Annotated in this window: 25 protein-coding genes; 13 read left to right on the plus strand and 12 right to left on the minus strand. The window is 43.8% G+C overall.

Going from position 1 to position 22176, the window contains the following annotated elements; all coding sequences use genetic code 11:
* Positions 1 to 38: 38 nt before the first annotated feature.
* The 6 genes from MSWHS_RS11195 to MSWHS_RS11220 form a co-directional block, all read right to left on the minus strand.
* Positions 39 to 524 carry a 50S ribosomal protein L11 gene (locus MSWHS_RS11195; protein ID WP_048129863.1) on the minus strand — a complete coding sequence of 162 codons (486 nt, stop codon included), beginning with the start codon at positions 522 to 524 and terminating at the stop codon, positions 39 to 41.
* A gap of 114 nt (positions 525 to 638) precedes the next feature.
* Entirely contained in the window at positions 639 to 1097 is a 459-nt protein-coding gene (locus MSWHS_RS11200; RefSeq protein WP_048129862.1) for a transcription elongation factor Spt5, read from the minus strand.
* Positions 1094 to 1309: a protein translocase SEC61 complex subunit gamma gene (locus tag MSWHS_RS11205; protein ID WP_048129861.1), complete on the minus strand. Its 216-nt coding sequence runs from the start codon at positions 1307 to 1309 to the stop codon at positions 1094 to 1096. The genes MSWHS_RS11200 and MSWHS_RS11205 overlap by 4 nt, the downstream gene beginning before the upstream one ends.
* Before the next feature lie 429 nt (positions 1310 to 1738).
* A complete protein-coding gene (gene ftsZ, locus MSWHS_RS11210; protein WP_048129860.1) occupies positions 1739 to 2863 on the minus strand; it encodes a cell division protein FtsZ in 1125 nt (374 codons plus the stop codon).
* Between the two features lie 478 nt (positions 2864 to 3341).
* Positions 3342 to 3932: a DUF99 family protein gene (locus MSWHS_RS11215; protein ID WP_048129859.1), complete on the minus strand. Its 591-nt coding sequence runs from the start codon at positions 3930 to 3932 to the stop codon at positions 3342 to 3344.
* Positions 3933 to 4070: 138 nt separating this feature from the next.
* Positions 4071 to 5378, minus strand: coding sequence for a proteasome-activating nucleotidase (locus MSWHS_RS11220; protein ID WP_048129858.1), 1308 nt, complete (start codon positions 5376 to 5378; stop codon positions 4071 to 4073).
* A 57-nt stretch (positions 5379 to 5435) separates the two neighbouring features.
* Here MSWHS_RS11220 and MSWHS_RS11225 point away from each other — a divergent pair, with 57 nt between their 5' ends.
* Positions 5436 to 5921: a multiprotein bridging factor aMBF1 gene (locus MSWHS_RS11225; protein WP_048129857.1), complete on the plus strand. Its 486-nt coding sequence runs from the start codon at positions 5436 to 5438 to the stop codon at positions 5919 to 5921.
* A gap of 207 nt (positions 5922 to 6128) precedes the next feature.
* Here MSWHS_RS11225 and MSWHS_RS11230 read toward each other — a convergent pair whose 3' ends face one another.
* Positions 6129 to 6971: a TatD family hydrolase gene (locus MSWHS_RS11230; protein WP_048129856.1), complete on the minus strand. Its 843-nt coding sequence runs from the start codon at positions 6969 to 6971 to the stop codon at positions 6129 to 6131.
* Between the two features lie 463 nt (positions 6972 to 7434).
* On the opposite strand from MSWHS_RS11230, the gene MSWHS_RS11235 reads away from it, so the two are divergent.
* A complete protein-coding gene (locus MSWHS_RS11235; protein ID WP_048129855.1) occupies positions 7435 to 8463 on the plus strand; it encodes an isocitrate/isopropylmalate dehydrogenase family protein in 1029 nt (342 codons plus the stop codon).
* Positions 8464 to 8572: 109 nt separating this feature from the next.
* Here MSWHS_RS11235 and MSWHS_RS11240 read toward each other — a convergent pair whose 3' ends face one another.
* Entirely contained in the window at positions 8573 to 9904 is a 1332-nt protein-coding gene (locus MSWHS_RS11240; RefSeq protein WP_048129854.1) for an isopropylmalate synthase, read from the minus strand.
* A gap of 800 nt (positions 9905 to 10704) precedes the next feature.
* Between MSWHS_RS11240 and cbiT the strand changes: the two genes are divergently transcribed.
* From cbiT to MSWHS_RS11275, 7 genes are all read left to right on the plus strand, one after another.
* Positions 10705 to 11259: a precorrin-6Y C5,15-methyltransferase (decarboxylating) subunit CbiT gene (gene cbiT / locus MSWHS_RS11245; protein WP_048129853.1), complete on the plus strand. Its 555-nt coding sequence runs from the start codon at positions 10705 to 10707 to the stop codon at positions 11257 to 11259.
* Between the two features lie 62 nt (positions 11260 to 11321).
* On the plus strand, positions 11322 to 11930 hold the full coding sequence (locus MSWHS_RS11250) for a cobalt-factor II C(20)-methyltransferase (protein WP_048159075.1): 609 nt from the start codon (positions 11322 to 11324) through the stop codon (positions 11928 to 11930).
* A 19-nt stretch (positions 11931 to 11949) separates the two neighbouring features.
* Positions 11950 to 12678 carry a cobalt-precorrin-4/precorrin-4 C(11)-methyltransferase gene (locus MSWHS_RS11255; protein ID WP_048130694.1) on the plus strand — a complete coding sequence of 243 codons (729 nt, stop codon included), beginning with the start codon at positions 11950 to 11952 and terminating at the stop codon, positions 12676 to 12678.
* Positions 12679 to 12758: 80 nt separating this feature from the next.
* Entirely contained in the window at positions 12759 to 13217 is a 459-nt protein-coding gene (locus tag MSWHS_RS11260; RefSeq protein ID WP_231585400.1) for a cobalamin biosynthesis protein CbiG, read from the plus strand.
* Positions 13218 to 13283: 66 nt separating this feature from the next.
* Entirely contained in the window at positions 13284 to 13637 is a 354-nt protein-coding gene (locus tag MSWHS_RS11265) for a cobalamin biosynthesis protein (protein WP_048129850.1), read from the plus strand.
* The gene (gene cobJ, locus MSWHS_RS11270; RefSeq protein ID WP_048129849.1) at positions 13606 to 14406 is read left to right on the plus strand and encodes a precorrin-3B C(17)-methyltransferase; all 801 of its coding nucleotides are present in this window, start codon (positions 13606 to 13608) and stop codon (positions 14404 to 14406) included. The genes MSWHS_RS11265 and cobJ overlap by 32 nt, the downstream gene beginning before the upstream one ends.
* Positions 14396 to 15127 (plus strand): precorrin-8X methylmutase, encoded by a 732-nt coding sequence (locus MSWHS_RS11275; protein ID WP_048129848.1) that lies wholly within the window; start codon positions 14396 to 14398, stop codon positions 15125 to 15127. The genes cobJ and MSWHS_RS11275 overlap by 11 nt, the downstream gene beginning before the upstream one ends.
* A 607-nt stretch (positions 15128 to 15734) precedes the next feature.
* On the opposite strand, the gene MSWHS_RS11280 is transcribed toward MSWHS_RS11275, so the two are convergent.
* From MSWHS_RS11280 to MSWHS_RS11295, 4 genes are all read right to left on the minus strand, one after another.
* The gene (locus MSWHS_RS11280) at positions 15735 to 16385 is read right to left on the minus strand and encodes a cytochrome c biogenesis CcdA family protein (protein ID WP_048129847.1); all 651 of its coding nucleotides are present in this window, start codon (positions 16383 to 16385) and stop codon (positions 15735 to 15737) included.
* 61 nt (positions 16386 to 16446) lie between these two features.
* Positions 16447 to 16950 carry a co-chaperone YbbN gene (locus MSWHS_RS11285; protein WP_048129846.1) on the minus strand — a complete coding sequence of 168 codons (504 nt, stop codon included), beginning with the start codon at positions 16948 to 16950 and terminating at the stop codon, positions 16447 to 16449.
* 458 nt (positions 16951 to 17408) lie between these two features.
* Positions 17409 to 18251 carry an Mrp/NBP35 family ATP-binding protein gene (locus tag MSWHS_RS11290; RefSeq protein WP_048129845.1) on the minus strand — a complete coding sequence of 281 codons (843 nt, stop codon included), beginning with the start codon at positions 18249 to 18251 and terminating at the stop codon, positions 17409 to 17411.
* Between the two features lie 61 nt (positions 18252 to 18312).
* On the minus strand, positions 18313 to 18651 hold the full coding sequence (locus MSWHS_RS11295) for a DUF134 domain-containing protein (protein ID WP_048129844.1): 339 nt from the start codon (positions 18649 to 18651) through the stop codon (positions 18313 to 18315).
* A gap of 656 nt (positions 18652 to 19307) precedes the next feature.
* Here MSWHS_RS11295 and MSWHS_RS11300 point away from each other — a divergent pair.
* From MSWHS_RS11300 to MSWHS_RS11315, 4 genes are all read left to right on the plus strand, one after another.
* On the plus strand, positions 19308 to 19679 hold the full coding sequence (locus tag MSWHS_RS11300) for a NifB/NifX family molybdenum-iron cluster-binding protein (protein ID WP_048129843.1): 372 nt from the start codon (positions 19308 to 19310) through the stop codon (positions 19677 to 19679).
* A 135-nt stretch (positions 19680 to 19814) separates the two neighbouring features.
* A complete protein-coding gene (locus tag MSWHS_RS11305) occupies positions 19815 to 20201 on the plus strand; it encodes a NifB/NifX family molybdenum-iron cluster-binding protein (protein ID WP_048129842.1) in 387 nt (128 codons plus the stop codon).
* Between the two features lie 40 nt (positions 20202 to 20241).
* A complete protein-coding gene (locus tag MSWHS_RS11310) occupies positions 20242 to 21111 on the plus strand; it encodes an ATP-binding protein (RefSeq protein ID WP_048129841.1) in 870 nt (289 codons plus the stop codon).
* Positions 21108 to 22040 carry an ATP-binding protein gene (locus MSWHS_RS11315; RefSeq protein WP_048129840.1) on the plus strand — a complete coding sequence of 311 codons (933 nt, stop codon included), beginning with the start codon at positions 21108 to 21110 and terminating at the stop codon, positions 22038 to 22040. Before MSWHS_RS11310 ends, MSWHS_RS11315 begins: the two co-directional genes overlap by 4 nt.
* The last annotated feature ends 136 nt before the right edge of the window (positions 22041 to 22176 follow it).

Here is a 22176-nt window from a genome sequence, read left to right on the forward strand (position 1 = left end):
GGCAGATCACGAATTAAATGGTAAAGGGAGAAGAAGGTTTACCACTCCTCGCTTGCAAGCAAATCATCAAATTTGCCTTCATCGAGTGCCTTCTGACAGTCCTTAGCCTTCATTCCCTCTACATTCACACCCATTGGGACACAGGTGCCCATTACTTCTTTCATTGTGGCTTTGAGGTCATAAGAAAGCACGTCTTCCTTTTTCATACGTGCGATCTTTGCAACCTGCGGGATGGTGAGGTTTCCAACAACCTCGCTTCCCGCATTTCCTGACCCTTTCTGAATCCCCAGTTCTTTCATAACCAGGGAAGCGGTCGGAGGGGTGCCTACTTCGATCTCGACGTTTTTCTTGTCGTCAACAATTATCTTCACAGGGACCTGCATTCCATTGTAGTCCCTTGTTTTTTCATTGATCTTTTCGACCACTTCTTTTATATTGACCCCGAGCGGACCAAGTGCCGGACCTAATGGTGGTCCGGGATTCGCTTTGCCTCCGGGGACAAGTGCTTCAACAATACTTGTCATCTGAGTCTCACCGGTTTTTATGAGTATAAATTTTGTAGATTTGTTTCAATCCACTCTGAGTACTGGTGATTTTTGTTTATTAATAAGCTGGAATTTTTCCCATTCGATTTTGGCTTATTCTTTCTCTTTTTTGAGTATTCTTACCGTGTCGCCGCGAATAGTGATGGGGATTGGAACCACAGCGTCAAAGAGTTCCACAGTAATTTCCTCATGCCCTTCGTCAACCCTTTTAACCCGGGCTTTCTCTCCCTTGAAGGGTCCAGAGGTGACCTCAATTATAGCCCCTTCCTTGATTCCGGTCACTATTGGCTTGGGCTTAAGGAAGTGCTCTATTTCTGCGATTGAAGAACTCCCTTTGACAAGGGCTCTTGCGTGTGGGATTGTCTGGATTGCCAGTTCCACGATTCCGGATTTGGGTGCCTCGACAAGGACATATCCTTTGAGCTCATCAGGAGCTAGGATTGCCCTTATGTCCAGTTTCTCCTTCTTCGAAATTCTTGCAAGGGTCGTTGCAACTGATCTTTCCTGGTTTGCTGTGGTTTTGATTACGAATATCTGGGAATCCTCACTCATTGGGCCACCCACTGGGGCAACATTGTCAGCAGTACGTAAATAATAAATCCGATTGCTCCCACAGCCAGAATGCCGGCACCTGCAACTTTGGCAATGGTCAAGAACTCTTCCCTGGACGGTTTTTTCGTAAGTTTCAGGACCCTCAGGTGTGCCCGGATTGCCTGACCAACGCTTTTTGTGGTTATATTCGGTTCAAATGTGGATTCTACCAATTAATTCACATCCAGGTTTTTATATTCATCTTTATTTTTATCTGGAGTTTGCACGCGTTTCTTCCTTTGTATACTACATCTCCGAAATTTGCTTTTATATCGCAGAATATCGGATTTTATCTTTCAGGAAGGACGAGCGGATTATATTATTAATTCCTATTATATGAAGATATCACTGGCACGGTCTTTGGAACATCCAAAAATTTAGGTGTAGGACAATACTCACGTAAAACCCTTTTCGTGTCAGTAAATATTTTTCATTTTTGATGCCGAATTGTATCGGCACCATACTGCATTTACCATAAAAATAGTTTTCGATTGGATTTTATATTCCTACGTCCCTTCTTTTTTCTTTCAAAAGGGGGAAAACAGCATTTTTTTCTCCAACCGAGTGTTTTTATCCGTTTTACTGTTTCATTCCTGATTTGATCACTCTACGAAGTCAATTCCATACTTATATGTAACGTTTTTATCGTTCCCGTGACCGTAAATCTGGGCAGAGGTAACCCCTGTGACCACGATCATTGTACGTACTGTCTGTTCAAGGTCAGGGTCAATCTGGGCACCCCAGATCAGGCGGGCGTTGTTGTCTATGCGGCTGTAGACTTCCTGAACCACACACTCGGCTTCTGAAATAGTCATGTCAGGGCCTCCAACCACATTAACAAGAGCAGAGGTCGCACCTGATATGTCCACGTCAAGGAGTGGGCTGCGCAGAGCTTTCTGGACAGACTCAACAGCTTTGTTCTCACCGTCTGCCTCTCCAAGTCCTATCATAGCAACGCCTCCGTTTTGCATAACAGTTCTTATATCTGCAAAGTCAAGGTTGACAAGTCCGGGTTTTGTAATCAGTTCGGTTATGCCCTTTACTGCTCTCATAAGAACTTCATCCGATACTTTAAAAGCAGCCTGAAGTGGAAGCCTCGGGACTACTTCAATCAGTTTGTCGTTGGGGACAACTATAACTGTGTCAGCAACATCTCTCAGGCGCTCAAGGCCGGCTTCGGCGTTTGTCCTTCTGACGTGCCCTTCAACGCTGAACGGAAGGGTTACGACTGCAATCGTAAGGGCTCCTGCGTCCCTGGCGGCCTCAGCTACTACAGGCGCAGATCCGGTTCCGGTTCCTCCTCCAAGACCTGCGGTGATAAAAACCATATCTGAGCCCTGGACGATCTTGTTAATCTCATCAATACTCTCGATTGCAGCGTCTTCTCCTATTTGGGGGAGGCTGCCGGCTCCAAGTCCTCGGGTTTTCTTTTTCCCTATGAGAATTTTTTTGCCGGAGCGTATATGAAGAAGGTGCTGGGCATCAGTGTTCAGAGCAACAAGGTCTGCTCCCTGGATACCTTCGCCCATCATGCGCTGAATGCTGTTTGAACCGCCGCCTCCACAACCTATTACTTTGATAGTTGTTTTAAGGCTTCTCAGTATTTCTTCAAGTTCAGCATCCACTTCTAAATTTTCATTAGAGTAATCTGAATTTGAGTACTCTCCCTGCCCGGCACGTCCTTCCAGGGCAGATCGAGCAAGGGCTTCTTCCACAATGGATCTCATGCTACTGCTTTCCTCCATTCTGCTGGGGTGATCATTTAACGGATTTTATTAGAAACAAGTATATTACAAACAAGGAACAAATTATTTTAACCATCACATATACAGTTTCCAATTTAATAGTTTTCCTTTTCCAGTTTTTGAATTTACACTGTATATGTTTAATAATTTTATTAATGTTGTCCTATTTTTTCCGGTTTGACATTATATTTCTTGCTCTTCGAGACTATATGGTCTGTTTTTCTTTTCTGCTCGATCTTCTTTAATTTCTTTGCCTTAAATGTATATTTTTTTATTTTTTATATTTTTTTGAGGCTGGTTCCTGTATTTTTATCTTTCCCTTTTTTCCTTATTTTTTTCCATGATTCCCCTTAATTTCATATCCCGCCCGGAGGTTTATGTTCACTCCTCTGCTCAAGATTCTGTCGGTACTCTGCATGGGGCTTCTCTTTGAGCCCGGTAAATCCGGTTGTCTTTTCAGTTATGCTTTTCCCCTTGATTCCCCTAAGATGATGCCTGTTGCAATTAGATGGGCAACCCTCAGAGGCTCCGGAATATTACTTCTTATTGAAGTGAGGTGGACTATCTTCTCTGCGTTTTTTGACCCTATACCGGCTTTCTGGATATAAATCGGAGTCCTGTTTTTTTCCGTGACCAGCTTTTCTATTTTGCCGGCTTTTTTAATTATCTCCCAGCGCACCTCCTCATCGGAAAAATGCCTCAGGGCAGATCGGATCTTTTCAAAATCTGGATAGGCCCGCATGACCACAATAACAGGAAGTCCTGTTTCCCTGTAAAGTTCCTCTATATCGACAACATTAAAACCTCCGTAAGTGATTCCATCAAGCATGATAATCCTGAGCTGGTTGTAATGCCTGCTATTCTTTATCATTGTGCTTATCACTTTGGTAGCATCAAGTCCGTCTCTGGTGATCTCCGAGCGCAAGACACCGTCTATCCAGTCTCCTCCTCTGAAAACAGTTCCTACTATCATTATCTTTTCGTTAAGAAGCGCAGAGTCGTCTATGCCCAGAATTCGGATTTCGGGTTTGATATGAAAATCTGAATTCACAGGTATCTTTATGTCTGAATTACAAAAATAGTTTGCCGATTTCCCATGAAGCTACTTTCAGTAGAAATCATGGGAAAACAGGATTTTTTCCACAAAAATGAGTTCTCTTGAAGGCATTTTTGTGATTTTTCCATTTTTTTACACGAACATCGTCGTATCAGGAGAGGTGCTAGGGGTGCTAGGCATCATCTTCTGCGTATCAGCAGCTATCGATACCTTATCCACTGCTTCGAGGAAATCTCCCATTTCAACGAGTTCCTTATCTTTTCTGACCGCGAACATTCCTGCTTCAGTGGCAATTGCCTTCAGATCTGCTCCGCTCATCCCTTCGGTAGCTTTTGCGAGCTTTTTAAAGTCGATGTTTCCCGCAAGAGTCATCCTTTCACAATGGATTTTGAGGATTTTTCCTCTGGCTTCTACTCCGGGCATCGGAACATGGACAAGCCTGTCAAAACGGCCTGGCCTGAGAATTGCGGGATCGAGGACATCCGGTCTGTTTGTTGCTGCAATGATCCGAATGTTCTTCCTCTTGTCAAAGCCATCCATTTCTGCAAGAAGCTGCATCAAAGTTCTCTGAACTTCTCTATCTGCGCCAGTCGTCTCGTTTAAACGCCTTGCAGCTATCGAATCCAGTTCATCGATAAAGATGATACTGGGGGCTTTTTTCCGTGCCATTTCGAAGATTTCCCTGACCAGTTTGGAGCCATCTCCTATGTACTTCTGTACAAGTTCAGAACCCACGACTCTTATAAATGTCGCATTGGTTCTGTGGGCCACGGCTTTTGCAAGCAGGGTTTTCCCTGTTCCCGGAAGCCCGTAGAGTAGTACTCCTTTCGGGGGCTCAATCCCTATCCTGGCAAAGCGTTCAGGTTCAATTAGCGGAAGTTCGACTGCTTCCTGAAGTTCCTGAATCTGCTCGTCGAGACCACCGATCTGGTCATAATCAACTTCAACACTTTCGATAACCTCCATTGCAGCAACAAAAGGCTCTTCTGTGGAAGGAATAACCTCTGCAATGGCAAGTGTATGCTGGTTTAAGGCAACCTTTGCCCCGGGCAGCAGTTTTTTCTCGTCAATATATTGTGAGACGTTAACCAGAAACTGAGGTCCGTTACTGCTACGGACAATTATACGATCATTCTTTATCACATCAATAACCGTACCAATGATCAATGGAGAGGTCTTCATGCGATCGAGCTCTGACTGCAGCTTTCGTATTTCTCTCTCATACTTGATCTTCTGGTTCTCCAAATAGCGTTTTTCAGACTCTATCTGGCTACACTGCTCTTCCAGAAAACTGTTGCGGCTTTCAAGTTGCCTCACTCTGTCCTGGACGCTTTCAGTTGACTCCCCCAGCTCTCCAGGCTCGATTCCGTCATACACAGATCCGGGTTTCACAAGGTGACTGCGCATGCTTTCATCCTTACTTTTGGTACTTTCCGTCATGGAGCTCCGAATATTATTTAAGTTCATACCGTATATAGCGTTTTCGAAGTGATCAATATGCAGTGCGAAATATGTGGTGCAGAGATCCGCGGAAAGCCTATATGCATTACAATTGATAACAGCGAACTCCAGGTCTGTCAGAAATGTGCACCGTACGGTAAGCCCGTTGACAAACGGACTCCTGTATCAAGGAAAGTCTCTCCGGTAGTTCGTACGGTACCACGAACTGAAAAGAGGCCAAAAAAGGATTTCTTCGATATTTTAAAAGACGAACTTCTGGACAACTACGACCAGATTATCAGGGAAGCCAGAGAAGCCAGAGGTTGGTCTCTGGAAGAACTGGCTGAAAACATCAAGGAGAAAGCATCTCTCATCAGAAAGATAGAACGAAGCGAAATAGTACCCGAAGATTCTGTTAGAAAGAAACTGGAACATACCCTTAATATCAAACTCACCGAACGCTTGGATGTCTCAGGGCAGGAAGTTTCTCACATGAAGAAAGATATGACCCTCGGAGATATAGTAAAAATAAAGCGCAAATAAACTGTGAGTTTTAACTGTAAAGCTTTATATTGAGGTTCTGTTCCAGCAGTAACAACCGTTTCCGGCAGGTTTTTCCTTCCGGAAACAACTTTAAGAAACAACTTTAATATAGAGAGTTTTCATCCGAATAGGTTTTCCTTTAAGCTTCTTGATATTGTTTTGCCCTCTGCTCTTTAATCCATCCTAATATATCTTTTAACTGTAATTTTAAAGCTCGATCTCTATATCATAAACCTTTTCTGGATTCTCCTTGTGAATGGTCCAGAATGGTTCTTCTCCATGTGTTTCAATGAGTTTTAGGGTCCTTCTCGGGATTGTCTTCGGGCCAAGTACTGCTCCCGGCCTGTCAGGGTCATCGATATAATCAGTCTCCATCATAAAGCGAGTCCCTTCTTCAAGCGCCTGTTCGATTGCTCCTTTAACCGATATGACTCCTGGAAAAATCCCGAGTTCTTCACATGTATTCACAAGGGGGGGCGAGTAATGTTTGACTACCCTGTACATTTTTATTCCTGTTTTTTTTGCCCTTTCTGCTATATCCTGAAGTTCGGGCTCCCCCACGCTTTCAGTATGGAGCTGGACTGCGCAGTCCTGTTCTTTTCCGAGAGAAAAGGCGTGTTCCATTATCTTATTTGAGGCTGCCCATATATCTGCGGGCACGGGATAGTGCGGGCGTCCTGATTTTATCCCCACGGCAAGGCCTTTTTCCACATATCCGGCAGCAATCTCAAGACCTTTTTTCATAGTTTCTGTAGCTTCTGATAGTTCCATGTATTCCGTAAGCTTTGAGATCTCAGCAGGGTGGACCCCGAGAACCGGAAAAGCCCCGACTCCAATCTCGCGGATTTTTGATGCGATTTCCACGGTTTCGTCAAAGACCGCAAGATAATCCTCGGGTTTCCTGACCGTAATCCCAAGGGACCAGCTGGGTTTGGTGACCAGAATTATATGCGTTCCACCAGATCTTTGAAAATCTTTTACCGCTTCAAGCCCTCTGGCTCTTGGGTCTATATGCATATGGTTGTCGGTAATCGGAATTTTTGCAGGCATGTTTATTCCTCGAAGATTTTCCTGAAAATCTCTTCAAAACTCTTAAAACTCTTTATTCAGTAGTATGGATTCTAGATGTCTGGAATTTTTATGAAGGGCTTTCTGGATTGGATGTTATATCAAAATTGAATATTAATTTGAATTGATATTATAATTTGAATACTAATTGAATGTGCTGTTAACAGTTTAATTTGTAATACTGTACCTATCTTTGTAGGGCACTAGGACAGGATTATATTCTGTGGACCCGTATTTATTTGCTGGATGCATTTCCGTATCTATTTTCCGGATGCATTATTCCATAATACTATCATACTATTACCCAAAAGTTGAAATATGAGCTTTACGTTGAGTACGCGGTAAGATTCAATTATTCTTTTCCAAATTCTTCAAAAGTTTCCCCTTTTTAACTTTTAAATCGCTACGGTTCTTTTAACACGAACCTTATAGATCTGGTGATAACATGACTAAAACCGCAGCAGTAATCAAAGGTGACGGGGTAGGCCCCGAACTTGTGGACGCAATGCTTAAAGTTGCAGAAGCCGCTGGTACTGATATCGAATTCTTGATGTGTGAGGCCGGAGCCGGCTGGTGGGAACAGCATGGGGGCAATTCCCTTATCCCCGATGAAACCTGGCAGATCCTTGACAGCTCTGATGCCTGTTTCAAAGGTCCTACCACAACCCCCGGTGGAATCGGTTCTCCGAGAAGTGTGGCTGTATCTATCAGGACAAAGTATGACCTCTATGCAAATGTCAGGCCAATAAAGACGTTCCCTAACTCAAGTGCACCTCTCGGGGATGTTGAGATGGTCTGTGTGCGTGAGGGGACGGAAGGGCTTTACATAGGAGAGGAAATCCAGCTTACAGATGATGTTTCCATTGCAATCAGGAAGATTACCCGCACGGCATCCAGTAAGATTGCCCGCTATGCCTTTGAGGACGCTAAAAGGAGAGGTTACGATACTGTTGTGCCCATCCATAAAAGTAATATCCTTAAATTGACTTGCGGCTCTTTCTTAGAAGAAGTCGAAAAGGTTTCACAGGACTACCCGAATATTGAGGTCTGGCCCTATCATATTGATAACATTGCCCAGCAGCTTATCAAGAATCCCCAGATTTTCAACAAAAAGGTCCTCCTTTCCACCAACCTCTTCATGGATGTAATCAGCGAAGAGTGTTCAGCCCTTGTTGGCAGTATCGGGCTCATTTATTCTGCAAATATCGGGGACAATTTTGCAATGTTTGAACCGGCTCACGGCTCAGCTCCGAAGTATGCTGGCCAGGATAAAGTAAACCCTGTTGCAACGGTGCTTGCAGGAGCCTGGATGCTGGACTATCTTGGTGAAAAGGATAAGTCAGAAGCCATCTTCAAAGCCGTAGAGCGTGTAATCTCCGAAGGCAAATATGTGACTTATGACCTTGGAGGCAGTGCAAAACTCAGTCAGATGGCAGACGAGATCGCAAAATATACCGCAGAAATCCTGAAATAAGGATTTTGAGCATCTGAAAGGCGAAAATCTGAAAGCAACCGAGTTTTTCGTTTGCTTTCTTTTTTGATTCTTTGTCTTTTATCCTGTATTTCTGCTTTTTTTCGCTGTTTTAATCCTTTTCTTCTGCTTCTTCTTCCGGTTCCTGGATTTTACCTTTGTTTTTTAATTTTCCTCCGCCCATATGTGTGGGGTCACAGATTGGCTGGTAGAGGAAGTATTTTTCAACGTAAGCAAGGAGCTCTTCATCTGAGATACAGGAAACCCTTTCTTCTTTATCATAGAGTTTCTGGATTTCTTTCTGGATCTTCAGTAGTCTCCGGTCATCTTTTTCAATTATGGTTTCAACATCAAGGAGGTCGTTTAAGGTTTCTTGAACCTTGTGGCGTATTACCTCAAGGCCCGAAGAGTCTCCTACGAGAAGACGCCTGGTACCTCCTACCAGTTCAGGAGGATAGGGTTCATAGTTGAAGGGATTCTTCAGGACACCTGCTGCATGGATTCCTGACTCGTGGGCAAAGATGTTTTTCCCTACAACAGCTTTGTTTCTCGGAACTCTGAGCCCGAGTTCTTTTTCCATAAATTTTGCAAAACGGGTAATAGGTTCAAGATTATATTTATCAAAACCTTCAACTCTGTCTGCCAGAAAGAGCAGGATCTTTTCCATTTCGCTGTTTCCTGCACGTTCTCCTATGCCCAGGAAGGTTACACTTGTCCAGTTGGCCCCATGCCAGAAACCTGTTATTGAACTTGCTGCTCCGAATCCATAATCGTCGTGGATATGAGTTTCTATATTCTTGACTCCAATCTCTTTTTTGAGGTGCTGGATAATTTTCGGAATTCCGTAAGGTTCATCAATATTCATGAACGGCATCCCATATCCAACAGTATCGCAGACTCTTATAATGCAGTTAGGATCGATCTCCATAATCTTTTTTACCAGGGGAAAAACAAAGCCGTAATTGTCAGCTCTTGTCATATCTTCCAGGTGAGCCCTTGTACGAAGCCCGTGATCCACTGAATACTGAAGGGCATCAAGATATTTCTCTTCAGCCTCCTCTCTGCCTGAAAGCTTCATCTTTGAATGAATGTGCGTATCTGAGACAGACATCAAAATTCCGGTCTCTTTAAGCCCATCAACTTCTAATATTTTGTCAATATCAGCTCTTGAAGACCTTGCCCATCCTGTAATTTCAGGACACTCATATCCCCTGTCAAACATAAGTTTAACAGCGTCTCTGTCTCTTTTATTGAATACAAAGGCTTCAAGTTTCTCAATTCCTATCTCGTGCAGGTATTCATAGATTTGAACTTTGTGTTCTCTGCTCAAGACTATTCCCGGCATCTGGGAGCCGTCGCGAATAGTGCTGTCACTTATGAATATCTCGTTTCCATAAGGAAGTTTTAGCTTGGGCAGATCTTCATATGATTCGTAAATTTTCATCTATTATCCTCCTTTCCTTCAGGTGGCAGGGCCCTGCATCGAGAGAGCGGGCTTACACTGCTGGGGGTTTTCCTGTCAAAAAGATACTGTTGTGTATACAGATTAAAAAATCAGATGTTTAACCGAAGAAGTTTTGCTTCCGGTTTAAAAAACATTTATTTTTGGGAATATCTTTCGTTTTTTTCTTAAAAGGGTGTTTTAATTTTCCTCAAAGCGGCACTTGTATCATGAGTGCCGGAAACTTAACTCCCATATGCTGTTATAGTTAAAATCTCTTTCTTTTAAAGCTACTATAGATATTCTTAGATTCATCTCATAAAAATGTTTTGTGTGTATATCTCTAAATAGCAGGAAATTTCGATTTTTTTCACCTATTAAAAACCTTTTCATGCTATTCTTTAAAGAATATCTAGTTCTATAAAATACCCTATTAATTTTTCAAGAATATCTGTTTATGTTTCAAACATTTTTTTAAGGTGTGGCTCAAAACCAGTACAAATTTTTCTATATACTTTTTTCCCAATTCTTTTGTTGCCTCATTAAAGTTTACTTTCCTTTACTGCCCTTCTTGTCGATAATAAGGTATATCTACAGCAAGTTATATTTATAATCGGGTAATCCTTAAATATCTAATTTATGAATGTCTCTCTATATGCCTCTGCATATGGTTTGCACCTTATAATAAATCGTACATCAATGGCTCGAGCGGTTACATCAAGATCTAATATAATTTCTAAATTATATCGCCATATATTTAATTTATATACAATATATTTGCTTTACTTTTCCCGAGGTAGAACATGTCTGAAATAGTAAGTGTTAGCGGCGGTCCGACTAAACCGGAAATAATTGCAGTGTCCCTTTCCAAACTCGGGCTGAAGGACGGGGATCGGTTTGCAGATATAGGCTGCGGTACGGGCTCGGTCTCTATTGAAGCAGCCCGGATTACCCGGAACCTGACTATTTATGCAATCGATGCACGTAAAGAAGCTCTCTTTGCTACGGAAGCGAACTTTAAGAATTTCAAGATCGAAAATGCCAGGATCTTAGCCGGTGAAGCCTCGGATCTCCTTGGCTCAGGAGAGTCTATAGATTCAATTGACTGTGCGTTTGTTGGTGGAACTAAAAACATTGACACCGTACTTGAGAAGCTTGTTGAAAAAAAATCCCGCAGCATTGTGGTAAACGCAGTCCGCATTGAAACCGTTGTCAGAACGATCGAGGCTATGAAGAGGCTGGGTATTTTTGATGAGGTAGTCCACGTTGCAGTTTCGAGAAGTGCCCCGATTGCCGGAGAGACTATGTTCAAGCCCGAAAACCCTGTTTATATAGTTGTAGGAAAAAAACAAGCCTGAAAATAATCTTTTAATCAAAATCACGCTTTACATTTTCCTGTTTAAACTTATGGAGCGATAATATGTTGATAGGAATAGGACTTGGTCCCGGAGACCCTGAGCTTCTGACCCTGAAAGCAGTGAATGTTTTGAAAAACAGCGATAAGGTATATGTTCCAGGACGCCTGGCAAAAGACCTTGTAGCCCCTTATGCGGATGCCGAAATCCTCGAGTTTCCCATGATAAGGGATATCGAAGTTCTGAATGCCCTCTGGAAAGAAAATGCAGATCGTGTGGCAGAAGAGTCTAGAAAAGGAACCGTAGCTTTCGGGCTTATAGGTGACCCTAACTTTTTCTCTACTTTCTCCCACCTTAAAAAGGTCATGAACAGGTATTACCCGGATGTTGAGACTGCAACGGTGCCGGGAATAAGTTCCATCACATCTTTTGCTGCAAGGACTGACGTAGCAGTCGAGAATTCCTTTGAGGTCAGTGATGGCTCTGAGATCGGGTATAAGATCCACCTTAAAGCCACACAGCCAAGAAAGATTATGGAACAGCTAGAAGCTGAAGGATACAGGGAGTTTATTTTCGCAGAGAGGCTCTTTTCGGACAATGAACTGATTATTAGTAAGAAAGAAGATATCCCGGTAAAAGGAAACTATTTCAGCATCATCTATGGAAAGAAATGAATGCAAAGGGAATGGTCAGATGGAAAGAAAAGTATATTTTGTAGGGGCAGGCCCTGGAAACCCTAAACTGATTACCGTATTGGGGCGGGAGATGCTTGAAAAAGCGGACCTTGTTATATACGCGGGCTCTCTGGTAAACCCAGAAGTCCTTAACTACACAAAGGGAGAGAAAGTAGACAGTTACGGGCTTACCCTTGATGAAACCACGAAACTAATTGCCGATGCCGTGGATGCAGGAAAGTTCGTGGTACGCCTTCACAGCGGAGATCCTTCTCTTTACGGGTCTGTTATAGAGCAGATGGAAGAGTTGAGAAAATACGATATAGAAGTCGAAAGGGTAGCAGGCGTCTCGTCTGTCTTTGCAAGTGCAGCCTCTCTGGGCACCCAGCTGACTCTCAACGGTGTTTCCGATACTCTTATTATCACCCGCCCTGCGGGAAAAACCCTGGAAAAAGACCTTATCCCCGAGCTTTCTGCCTATAATACCACCATGGCAATTTTCCTTGGCACGCAGAAGATCAGGGAAATTATGGAAAAAGTCCAGTGCCCTAAAGATACGCCTGTTGCAGTTGTTTTCCATGCGTCCTGGGAAGATGAAGAAGTCATCACAGGGACTGTTGAAGATATTGCAGATAAGGTGAAAGATGCAGGGATCAAGCGCTCGGCAATGATAATCATCGGTGGGGTTGTTGACCCTAAAAACTACAGGAGGTCCTATCTATACGGAGTGGCCCAGGAACCGTTGTAATTACCTTTGAAAGGAATAGGGAAATTGCATCACGGATTGCAGAGCATCTTGAAGCCGACCTTCTTCTCTATGAAAAAGGCGTGTTCAGGAAAGCCTTTGAAAACTACGGGGCAATCGTTGCAGTCTTTGCTACAGGAATTGTGGTAAGGGACATTGCCCCTCTTCTCGATAATAAGTGGTCAGACCCTGCAGTGGTAGTTGTGGACTCTAACCTGAATTTCGCAATTCCCCTCCTTGGAGGGCATCACGGGGCAAACGAGATTTCCCGAAAGATTGCGGAATTGGGTGCAGTTCCTGTGCTCACCACAGCCACTGAGGTTCACAGTAAACCCTCTGTTGAGGGAATTGCTGATAAGTTTGGCTGTGAAATCTTCAATAAAGAATCCACAATCGCTGTAAACTGTGCCCTCCTTGATCAGCAGGTAGAGGTTCTTGAGGTTACAGGGCCCAGGATTGTTATTGTGGATGAGGACGTTTCCGTGCTTGTGAGAAAAAAACAAGCTGCTGAAGTAAAGGATGAAAGTGCCGGAAACAGTTAACAATTTACGCTAATAGCTGACTAAATTACGAAACTGCATAATAAAGCAGTGGATAAAAGATTACTGATGATTATCGGAATCGGAACCCGCAGGGGCATAACAAAAGAAGAAGTCGTTGAGGCGGTGAAGCAGGCACTCGAGGAGTGCGGGGCGAGCCTTGAAGAAATCACGGCTTTCGCCTCTGCGAAACTCAAGGAAAATGAACAGGGGTTGCTGGAAGCAGCAGAACTGTTCGGCATTCCGGTTAATTTTTTGCCGGACGAAGTGCTGAACAGCTACAATCCTCCTTCCTCGTCCCAGGCTTCGCGCTTTGGTTTAAAAGGGGTTGCAGAGCCTGCGGCGCTGGCCCTTTCGGAAAAACACGAATTGATTTGCAGGAAGAAAGTCTATGGCAGAGTCACAATCGCAATCGCAAGATAAGGCATCCGGCGGAAAACTCTACGTTGTAGGGATCGGCCCGGGCTCCGTGGAACAGCTTACCTTAAAAGCCCGGGACGTAATCCTCAATGCCGATTATGTCCTCGGGAACAGTACCTACCTGGACCAGATGGAAAGTCTTCTCGACACCCAGGAGGTAATCCGAAGTTTTATGGGAAAAGAGGTTGAAAGAGCCCGGAAAGCCGTGGAACTTGCAAAAACCGCAAACGTGGTCATGCTCAGCGGGGGCGACACCAACGTCTACGGCATGGCCGGCATCGTGCTGGAGGTCGCTGAACACGAGAACCTTGACGTAGACATCGAAATCCTTCCCGGGGTCACAGCAATCCTTGCCGGGGCCAGCATTCTCGGTGCACCCGTGGTGACGGACTTTGCAGTGATCAGTTTAAGCGATCTCTTAACTCCCTGGGAAGTCATCGAAAAGCGGCTTCATATGGCTGCAGACGCTGATTTCGTGATAGGGCTCTACAACCCAAAGAGCCGCAAGAGACAGTCCAACTTTGCAAGGGCAATCGAAATCATTCGCAAGTACAAAGCTGATTCCGTGCCTGTGGGGCTTGTCAAGAATGCTATGAGAGGCGAGGGAGAGGCCCAGATCGTGACAACCCTCGGGGAAGTCATGGAGTATGAGGACTGGGTGGACATGAGCACAGTCATTCTCGTAGGCAACGGGGAGTCCAGGATCTGGAAGTCTCCGAAAAAGGATCTTATCATAACACCCAGGGGGTATCAGAAGAAATATGACTACTGAAAAAAACAATGAAGGGAAAGCCGGAGCTCTTGAAAACCTTGAAGAGTTTACCGAGCTTACCGTGGATGTTGACCCTGAACTTGTGGGCATTTGCAGGGACTCCGGCGCAAGGACTGAAGAGGCAAAAGCCATCTACATGAAAAGCCGGACAATGATCCAGGAAATCATCGGAAACAACACCCCTGAAGACCGTTTCCGCCAGCGCTGCGTAATTGCTACAGGCGACCTCTCGGTTGCCGATATCATGCGCTTTTCGCACGACCCCATCCCTGCAGGCGTCGAAGCTATTAAGAAAGGCGCTCCCATCTTCGTGGACATCAATATGGTAAAAGCCGGGATCACAAAGGTCGGTCACTCCTCTGAAGTGATCTGCGTCCTTGATGAAGACCCGAACGCCGAAATCGCCAACAGATATGGAATTACCCGGACTTCTGCAGGATACCTTGCCGCAAAAGACAAATTGGACGGGAGCATTATCGCAATCGGAAATGCCCCTTCGGCTCTCATTATGGTCTGCAAACTCATTGAAAAAGGGGTCAGGCCTGCCCTTATCATCGGGCTTCCGGTCGGTTTCGTAAACGCAGCCGAGTCTAGGGAAATAGTCCGGAACCTGAAAATTCCCATCCCCTCTATCAGCTGTGTCGGGACAAGGGGCGGGACTCCAATGGCTGTTGCCTGTGTAAACGAGCTCGTAGCAATCGCAAGGGAAAGTGAAGAATAACACTTTCGGCTTTCTCTTTTAATTTTTCTTTCTTTTATCTCGAGCTATTTTTTTGTTTTCTAACCGTTTTTTTAGTTGTAGAATCCCTACATTATTTCTTACTTTATAATAAATTTTTATTTGTGGTTCTCCGTTTTGTAATACAAATCAATAATATATCGTAAGAGTGAAGTGTATATTCTTCTAAGGGTGCATCTGATTGGGCAGCAATGATGGAAAGCTGGTTCTTTTTTTTATGCTTCTGACAATCATTTTGTTTTTTTATGTTTCTCTTCCTTTCATGTTAAGGGGTCCTGCAGCACCGCTTTTTGTAATACACAATCACGATTTAAGGACCATGAAGTGGCAGTTGAAGTATTTGATCAGCAGAACAAATCAATCATAAATGAAACCTGCAGTCTGGAACCTAAATGTGATATGTTACGATCTCGTCCTTTTAGTTTAAGGTTCCACCGGGAAAAAAGAGAATACACATTTAAGGTAATCATGGATGAGCAGATTACAAGCACGGCTAAAATGGAAATTCCCCATAGTCATACCTTCTCTATATTTTTGTTTCAAATTGTGTCAAATGTATGCATATTGTTTGGTACGCGAAGTGATAAATTTAAATGAGCCATCTGATGTGGTTCTGGTAGACCATCGAGAGCCCTACAAGGATAAGTACTACTCCTGCTCCTTTTTTGAAGACCGCATCATATCTTGATATGAGCTTTATTTTTGAAGTGGAGAGGTGTGCCGAATATGCAAGCAGAAGCATGGGTACCGCAAATCCTGCAGAATAAATAGAAAGGGTTAGTGCACCGGTAACAGCGCTTCCTTCTAGGGCTACCATGGTCAGGATTGAGGCAAGGATTGGTCCCACACAGGGGATCCAGAGCACTCCGAGGGAAAGCCCTAACAGAAGACCTGAGATTGGCCCCTCATCTTTCATTCCTGCAAGCATGGGGAATCTTGCAAAGGCGTTAAACAGGCTGATGTCAAAGAGTATTGCTACGCCCATTGTAATGATTAAGATTTCTGCTAGGATTTTCAGCTGACCTATATATGCCTGAAAAACTGCTCCGAAAGCGGAAGTCACAACTCCCATGAGGGTAAAGGATATCGATACCCCAAGTACTATTGCAAGAGGTCTTAACTTTCCTTTTCCTGTCGAGCTTGCCAGAACTGCAGGAAGGAGGGGGAGGATGCATGGGGACAGGACGCTGAGCACTCCTGCGCCAAATGCAGTCAGAGGGGAAATAGCTTCATAATACATGGTTCCGATTCGATGTTTTTCCGTTTAGTTTTTTACGATAGTTTTTTATTCGGAAATAGTTTTACTTTGCATTTCCATTTTCATAGTAAAGAACGGCTCTTTTTATGAGCTCTTCAAACACCTGTTTTTCCCTGAGTCCCTGAACTCTTGCCTGGAATCTGTCCGTGGTGATGTTTCCGTCTTCCTGCATGTAAACGTATTCTCCGTTTTCAATGCCCACGATTACAAAAGAATCAGGGATATAGTATGCTTCGAAATAAGCTCCAATTTGAGGGTTCTTGCCTATATCTCCAGACATGACTGTGATTTTTCCTGTATATTCTGCCGCCAGGTCGCTAAGGATGGGTTCCATTTCCCGACATGCATAGCACCCCTCGGATCCTATTTTCACAAAGACAGGGCCTTCCTGAATGGATGTGTTTATCTGTTCCAGATCGGTCATGTTTACAACAACACTTTTTTCCTGGATTTCCTGAGTACTTGCGGAGTTGTTCGGGTTTTCAGTACAGCCTGCCGTAAAGAGTACAGATACAAGCAGGATTAGCAATATAATTAATTTATTCATGATCTCAACATTGATTTTTCATTTTGTAGTTATTTAGGCTTTCTGTATTAGTAATTCTCTCTTCTCACAAATAATTTTGTTTCTACTGATTCCGAAAGCCTGAATTCTGTAATAGAATTATCCATCAAACACAAATAATTAACCATAAACAAAGGTACTAACTATCTGTGAATTACTATCTGTGAATTACTATCTGTGAATTACTATCTGTGACTATCTGTGAACTTCCTGATTTAAGGGATTCGATATAATAAATATCAATAACTATATTAGAGTCCTGTGGCAGGAATAGATGCAAAATCTGGGAACGAACTGATTAAAACAACAAAATAAAATGGAATTGAAATATAAATATAAAAAGGAAAAGAAACCTAAAAAAGAACTCATTCCTATAGAGGAATGTAATTCCGATACAGAAGCTTAATAGTTATGAATTGTGTAAACCTTTTTCCTTTTCCTTACTTTCCTTCAAGGGTTTTTTCTACGGCGGTCACGACATTTTCAAAATTCTTCTGCCATTCCGTGCCGTGTTTAAGCTGGTTCTGAACGATCGTGCCTTTATCTTCCATTTCTGCGATTTTGGGCTCTATAGGAAGTCTGGCAAGGACGGGGATATTAAAGTCTTCTGCGGCTTTTTCAACGCCTCCACTTCCGAATATATCTATAGACTTATTGCAGTGGGGGCAGATTAGCCCATGCATATTGTCCACAAGCCCTATTATAGGTACATTTAGTTTTTCCGAGAATGTGATTGATTTCCGAACACTGATAAGGGCTACATCCTGAGGGGTTGTAACAAGTACGGAACCATCACAGTTGGGGATAAGCTGGGCTACACTCAGGGGTTCGTCTCCCGTTCCTGGAGGAAGATCGATAATCAGAAAGTCAAGCTCTCCCCAGTAAACTTCTTCCAGGAACTGCTTGATTGCTCCCATTTTGGCAGGCCCCCTCCAGATTACAGGTGAGTCTTTGTTTTCGAGAAGAAAACCAATAGACATTATTGAGAGATTGGGAAGCACCTGGATCGGGAGAATTCCTTCTTCATTTACCTCAGGTCTTGCGGACTCCAGTCCGAAGATTGTAGGGACAGTCGGACCGTGGATATCACAGTCCAGAAGACCTACCCTGTGTCCGCGGAGGGCAAGTCCAACAGCAAGGCTTGCGGCAACTGTACTTTTCCCTACTCCGCCTTTCCCGCTCATTACCATGATCTTGCGTTTGATGCGCCTGAGGTTGACTACGATTTTTGGTTCCTCGGGCTTTTTTGATAAGCTTTCCAGTGGTTGAACTTGATCTTTCATTTTTTATCGCCTGTGTAAAAATTCCGGATTTTTCAGTTTTCCCCGTTTTCAGATGTCTCTTTCATGTGTCAGTATATTCTTTAATGTCAGTACCCTCAGCCCTGATATAGTTACCGCCTTTTATCTCAATCGCTTTTCCTGTGCTGAGGGCAAGTGCTACTTTCATTCTGGCAGCTTTTAGGTCTTCCCAGAAAGCTCTCCTTGATATCCCAACCCTAGTGGCTGCGTCCTCTTGCCTAAGGCCTTCAATGTCTACGAGCCTCAGGGCTTCAAGTTCTTCTACTGTGAGGGACACCACTTCAAGATCCGACATCGGGACCCCTCGGGGCTTGAAATATGTGACATCAGGAGTTTGCTCAACGCGCCTCGGACATTTTGGTCTTCCTCTGCATTTTTTCATAGGTTACTTATGCACATTGTAGAGTAAATATATAACCATTTCTCTTTTCAAATAGAAAACTATAAATATTTACACTCATATGTGTGAAATTGTACTTTCTATATCTCTGGCTTCTCTACGTTTGTGCAGGGTTGATATACCTCTGCTTTCTTTGAATAATTTGCCGAGAAATATATAATTTGAGAGCCAGCGGATTTTATATTGGGGCATAATGTCAACTATCCCTGGGCTAAAGACTCAGAGGCTTGTCTAACAAGCCCTGGTTAACCAGCTCACCGATCAGGAGCAACGGATAATAGGTAAACGATAGGAAAGAATACATAGTTACCCTTGAATGTCGCCTCAGTTTAAGGTTCTAAGGATGCCGGTTGAACAGTTCTGGGAGGTAGGGACAGTGCTTGGATCGTTAAACCTTTACATATTAGATCGAGAGGAGGATGGATTCCTGAATTGACCTGTTCCAGCTATGCTGTAATACTCCAACTTCACGAAGTTGAAGTCTAAAATTCGGATACGTATTACCTTACTTCAGTAGGACGAAACGTTTTTTTTTCGTCCCATTAAATTAATAAGAAACTAATTCAATAAAGCAGGATGTGGAAGTTGACGTATTCCTCCCCTGAGCTAAAAATCCGGGGGTTTCCTGTTGAGGTTTTATGAAAATCTGTATAAGTGCCTGTGGCAAGGATTCTGATTCTGAAGTGGACCCTCAATTCGGGAGATGCAATTATTTCGTGATCATTGATCCGGATACAGGGTCAGTAACATCAATCAAAAATCCCGGTTCGGAAGCCTCCGGCGGTGCAGGGATTCGGGCAGCGGAGGCAATTGTGGGCGAAGAGGTAGATACTCTCTTAACGGGAAGTGTGGGACCGAATGCTTTCTCCATACTCTTTGAAGCAGGTATTGAAATCCGCTCTGGAATAAGAGGTACGGTAGCTTTTGCCCTTCAAGAGTATCAATCAGGAAAGCTTGCCCTCCTTGAGAACTCGAATGCTTCGACTCATAGTGGTATGAGGAAAAGTTGAGTTAAAGGTTCAAACTGAGGTTAAAGGGTCAAACTAAGAACAAAATATCAAAAATCCAAAAAATTTTGTAACAATATTTTATATGATATATTTATAAATATGTAAAATGCCTTACAGTTTAAAAAGGTGACCTGTATGAAAGTATGTATACCTACAAAAGATAACAATGGCATGTCAGGGGCTGTAGAACAGCACTTTGGAAAGGCTCCCACTTATACAATTCTGGATACAGATAGTGGAGAAGTTTCTGTGATCCCCAATACCAGCGAACATATGGGGGGACCAGACCTGCCGCCTAAGTTCCTCCATAAAAAGGGGGTTGAAATTATGCTCTGTTCAGGCCTGGGGTACAAAGCTGTCAAGATGTTTGAGTCTTATGGAATCAATGTTTTCGTGGGTGCCGGAGGCACGGTTCAGGATACAATTGAAGCCTGGAAAGCGGGTAAGCTCTGTAATGCCAATGCTGAAAATTCCTGTGCAGAACATGGGCACGATGAGGCAGGACACGACCATCATCACTGATGGATGCTCAGTTTATGTACAGGATTAGAAGGCGCAGCTCATGAAAATTGCAATTGCAAGCGGTAAAGGCGGCACAGGAAAAACCACAGTTGCAGTAAACCTTGCCCTTGCTCTCGAAGATGTGCAGCTTTTTGACTGTGATGTGGAAGAGCCCAATTGTAACCTGTTTCTGGGTTTTGAACTGGAGCCTGTAGAAGAAGTAACCTGTCTGTTTCCGGAGATCAATACCGATAAGTGTACTCTTTGCGGGAACTGCGCTGATTTCTGCAGGTATAATGCTCTGGCTGCCCTTCCCAAAAAAATCCTGCTCTTTCCTTCCCTTTGCCACGGCTGTGGTGGGTGTAGCTTTGTCTGTCCGGCAGGAGCCGTAGAAGAAAAGTCCAGGTCGATCGGAATAATCGAAAAAGCATCATCTGATGCCTCTCTCAAATTTTTCCAAGGTGTCCTGAACATAGGGGAAGCTATGGCGACGCTGGTCATAAGGTCCCTTTTGCGGCATATCGACGAAAGCAAACCTGCAATCATTGATTCCCCCCCTGGAACGGCATGTCCCGTCCTTGCAGTTCTGGGGTTTGCGGATTACTGTGTTCTCGTAACAGAGTCTACTCCTTTCGGTTTTCATGATTTCCTTCTTGCCCTGGAAGCTGCAAAAGCTCTTAAGGTTCCTGTTGGAGTCGTTCTCAATCGGGACGGGCTTGGGGATTCAAGGGTGGAAGATTTTTGCAGAGCCGAAGGAATTCCTATTCTGCTCCGCATTCCTAATGATAGGATGATTGCCAGGCTCTATTCAGAAGGGATCCCCTTTGTTAAGGAAATGCCTGAGTGGAAGGAAAAGTTCGAAGACATGTTTGAAACAATAAAGTTTGAAACAATAAAAGCACTGGCTTTCAAAAGTACGGGGGTACAATGAGGCAACTGGCTATTATTAGTGGAAAAGGTGGGTGTGGAAAGACCACCCTTACAGCTGCTTTTTCTTCTCTTTCAGAAAATACTGTACTTGCAGACTGTGATGTTGATGCGTCCGACCTGCCTCTGATCCTCAAGCCTCAGGTACTTAAAACAGAGGATTGTCTGGGACTGGAACTTGCTTCCATTGACCTTAAACTCTGTACTGGCTGCGGCATCTGCCGGGAAACCTGCAGATTCGGAGCAGTCCTTGAAAACTTCACAATAAATCCGTATAGCTGTGAAGGCTGTGCGGTCTGTACTGTCGCCTGCCCTGAAAACGCGGTGTCCCTGATGCCAAGAGTTTCCGGACAGGTTATTTCCTCCATAACCCGTTTCGGACCAATGGCTCATGCAAAATTGGGCACTGGAGAGGAAGCAAGTGGAAAACTTGTAACCATGGTCCGAAAAAGGGCCGTAGAACTTGCAGATAGATATTCCTGCAAATTAATTCTTATTGACGGTCCACCCGGCACTGGCTGCCCGGTTATGGCAGCTATTACCGGAACTGACCTTGTCCTTGTGCTTAGCGAACCCACTGTTTCCGGACTCCACGACCTGAAACGAGCAGTCGAACTCACCTCCCATTTCAGAATCCCGACTGTTGCCTGTATTAACAGGTATGATATCAACGAGAAAAAGAGCCTTGAAATTGAGGCTTTTTGCAGGGAAGCCGGAATTTCTCTTCTTGCCCGTTTGCCTTATGCAGACATAACTACAGAGGCAATGATGGAGGAAAAAACTGTGATCGAATATGCCGCTCATTCCAGGGACACCGGTGCTGTAGAGTTCGCAAATATTGTCCGTAACCTCTGGGCAGAGATCGAAATGAGGCTTTCAGATTCTTCCAAAAAAGAAATGTATTCAAAAACCCTCCTGGATAGGAAACCTTAACCTCACATTATAGTTTTTATTGATGTGTTAGAAACTTAAATAATATAACAGCTGTTAGATAATATAGCAGCTGTTAAAACTATAACAGCTGTTAAATATATTGCAGTCTGTTCTTTTAATATTATTCCTAAATAGT

Source organism: Methanosarcina sp. WWM596 (assembly GCF_000969965.1).
GTDB lineage: Archaea > Halobacteriota > Methanosarcinia > Methanosarcinales > Methanosarcinaceae > Methanosarcina.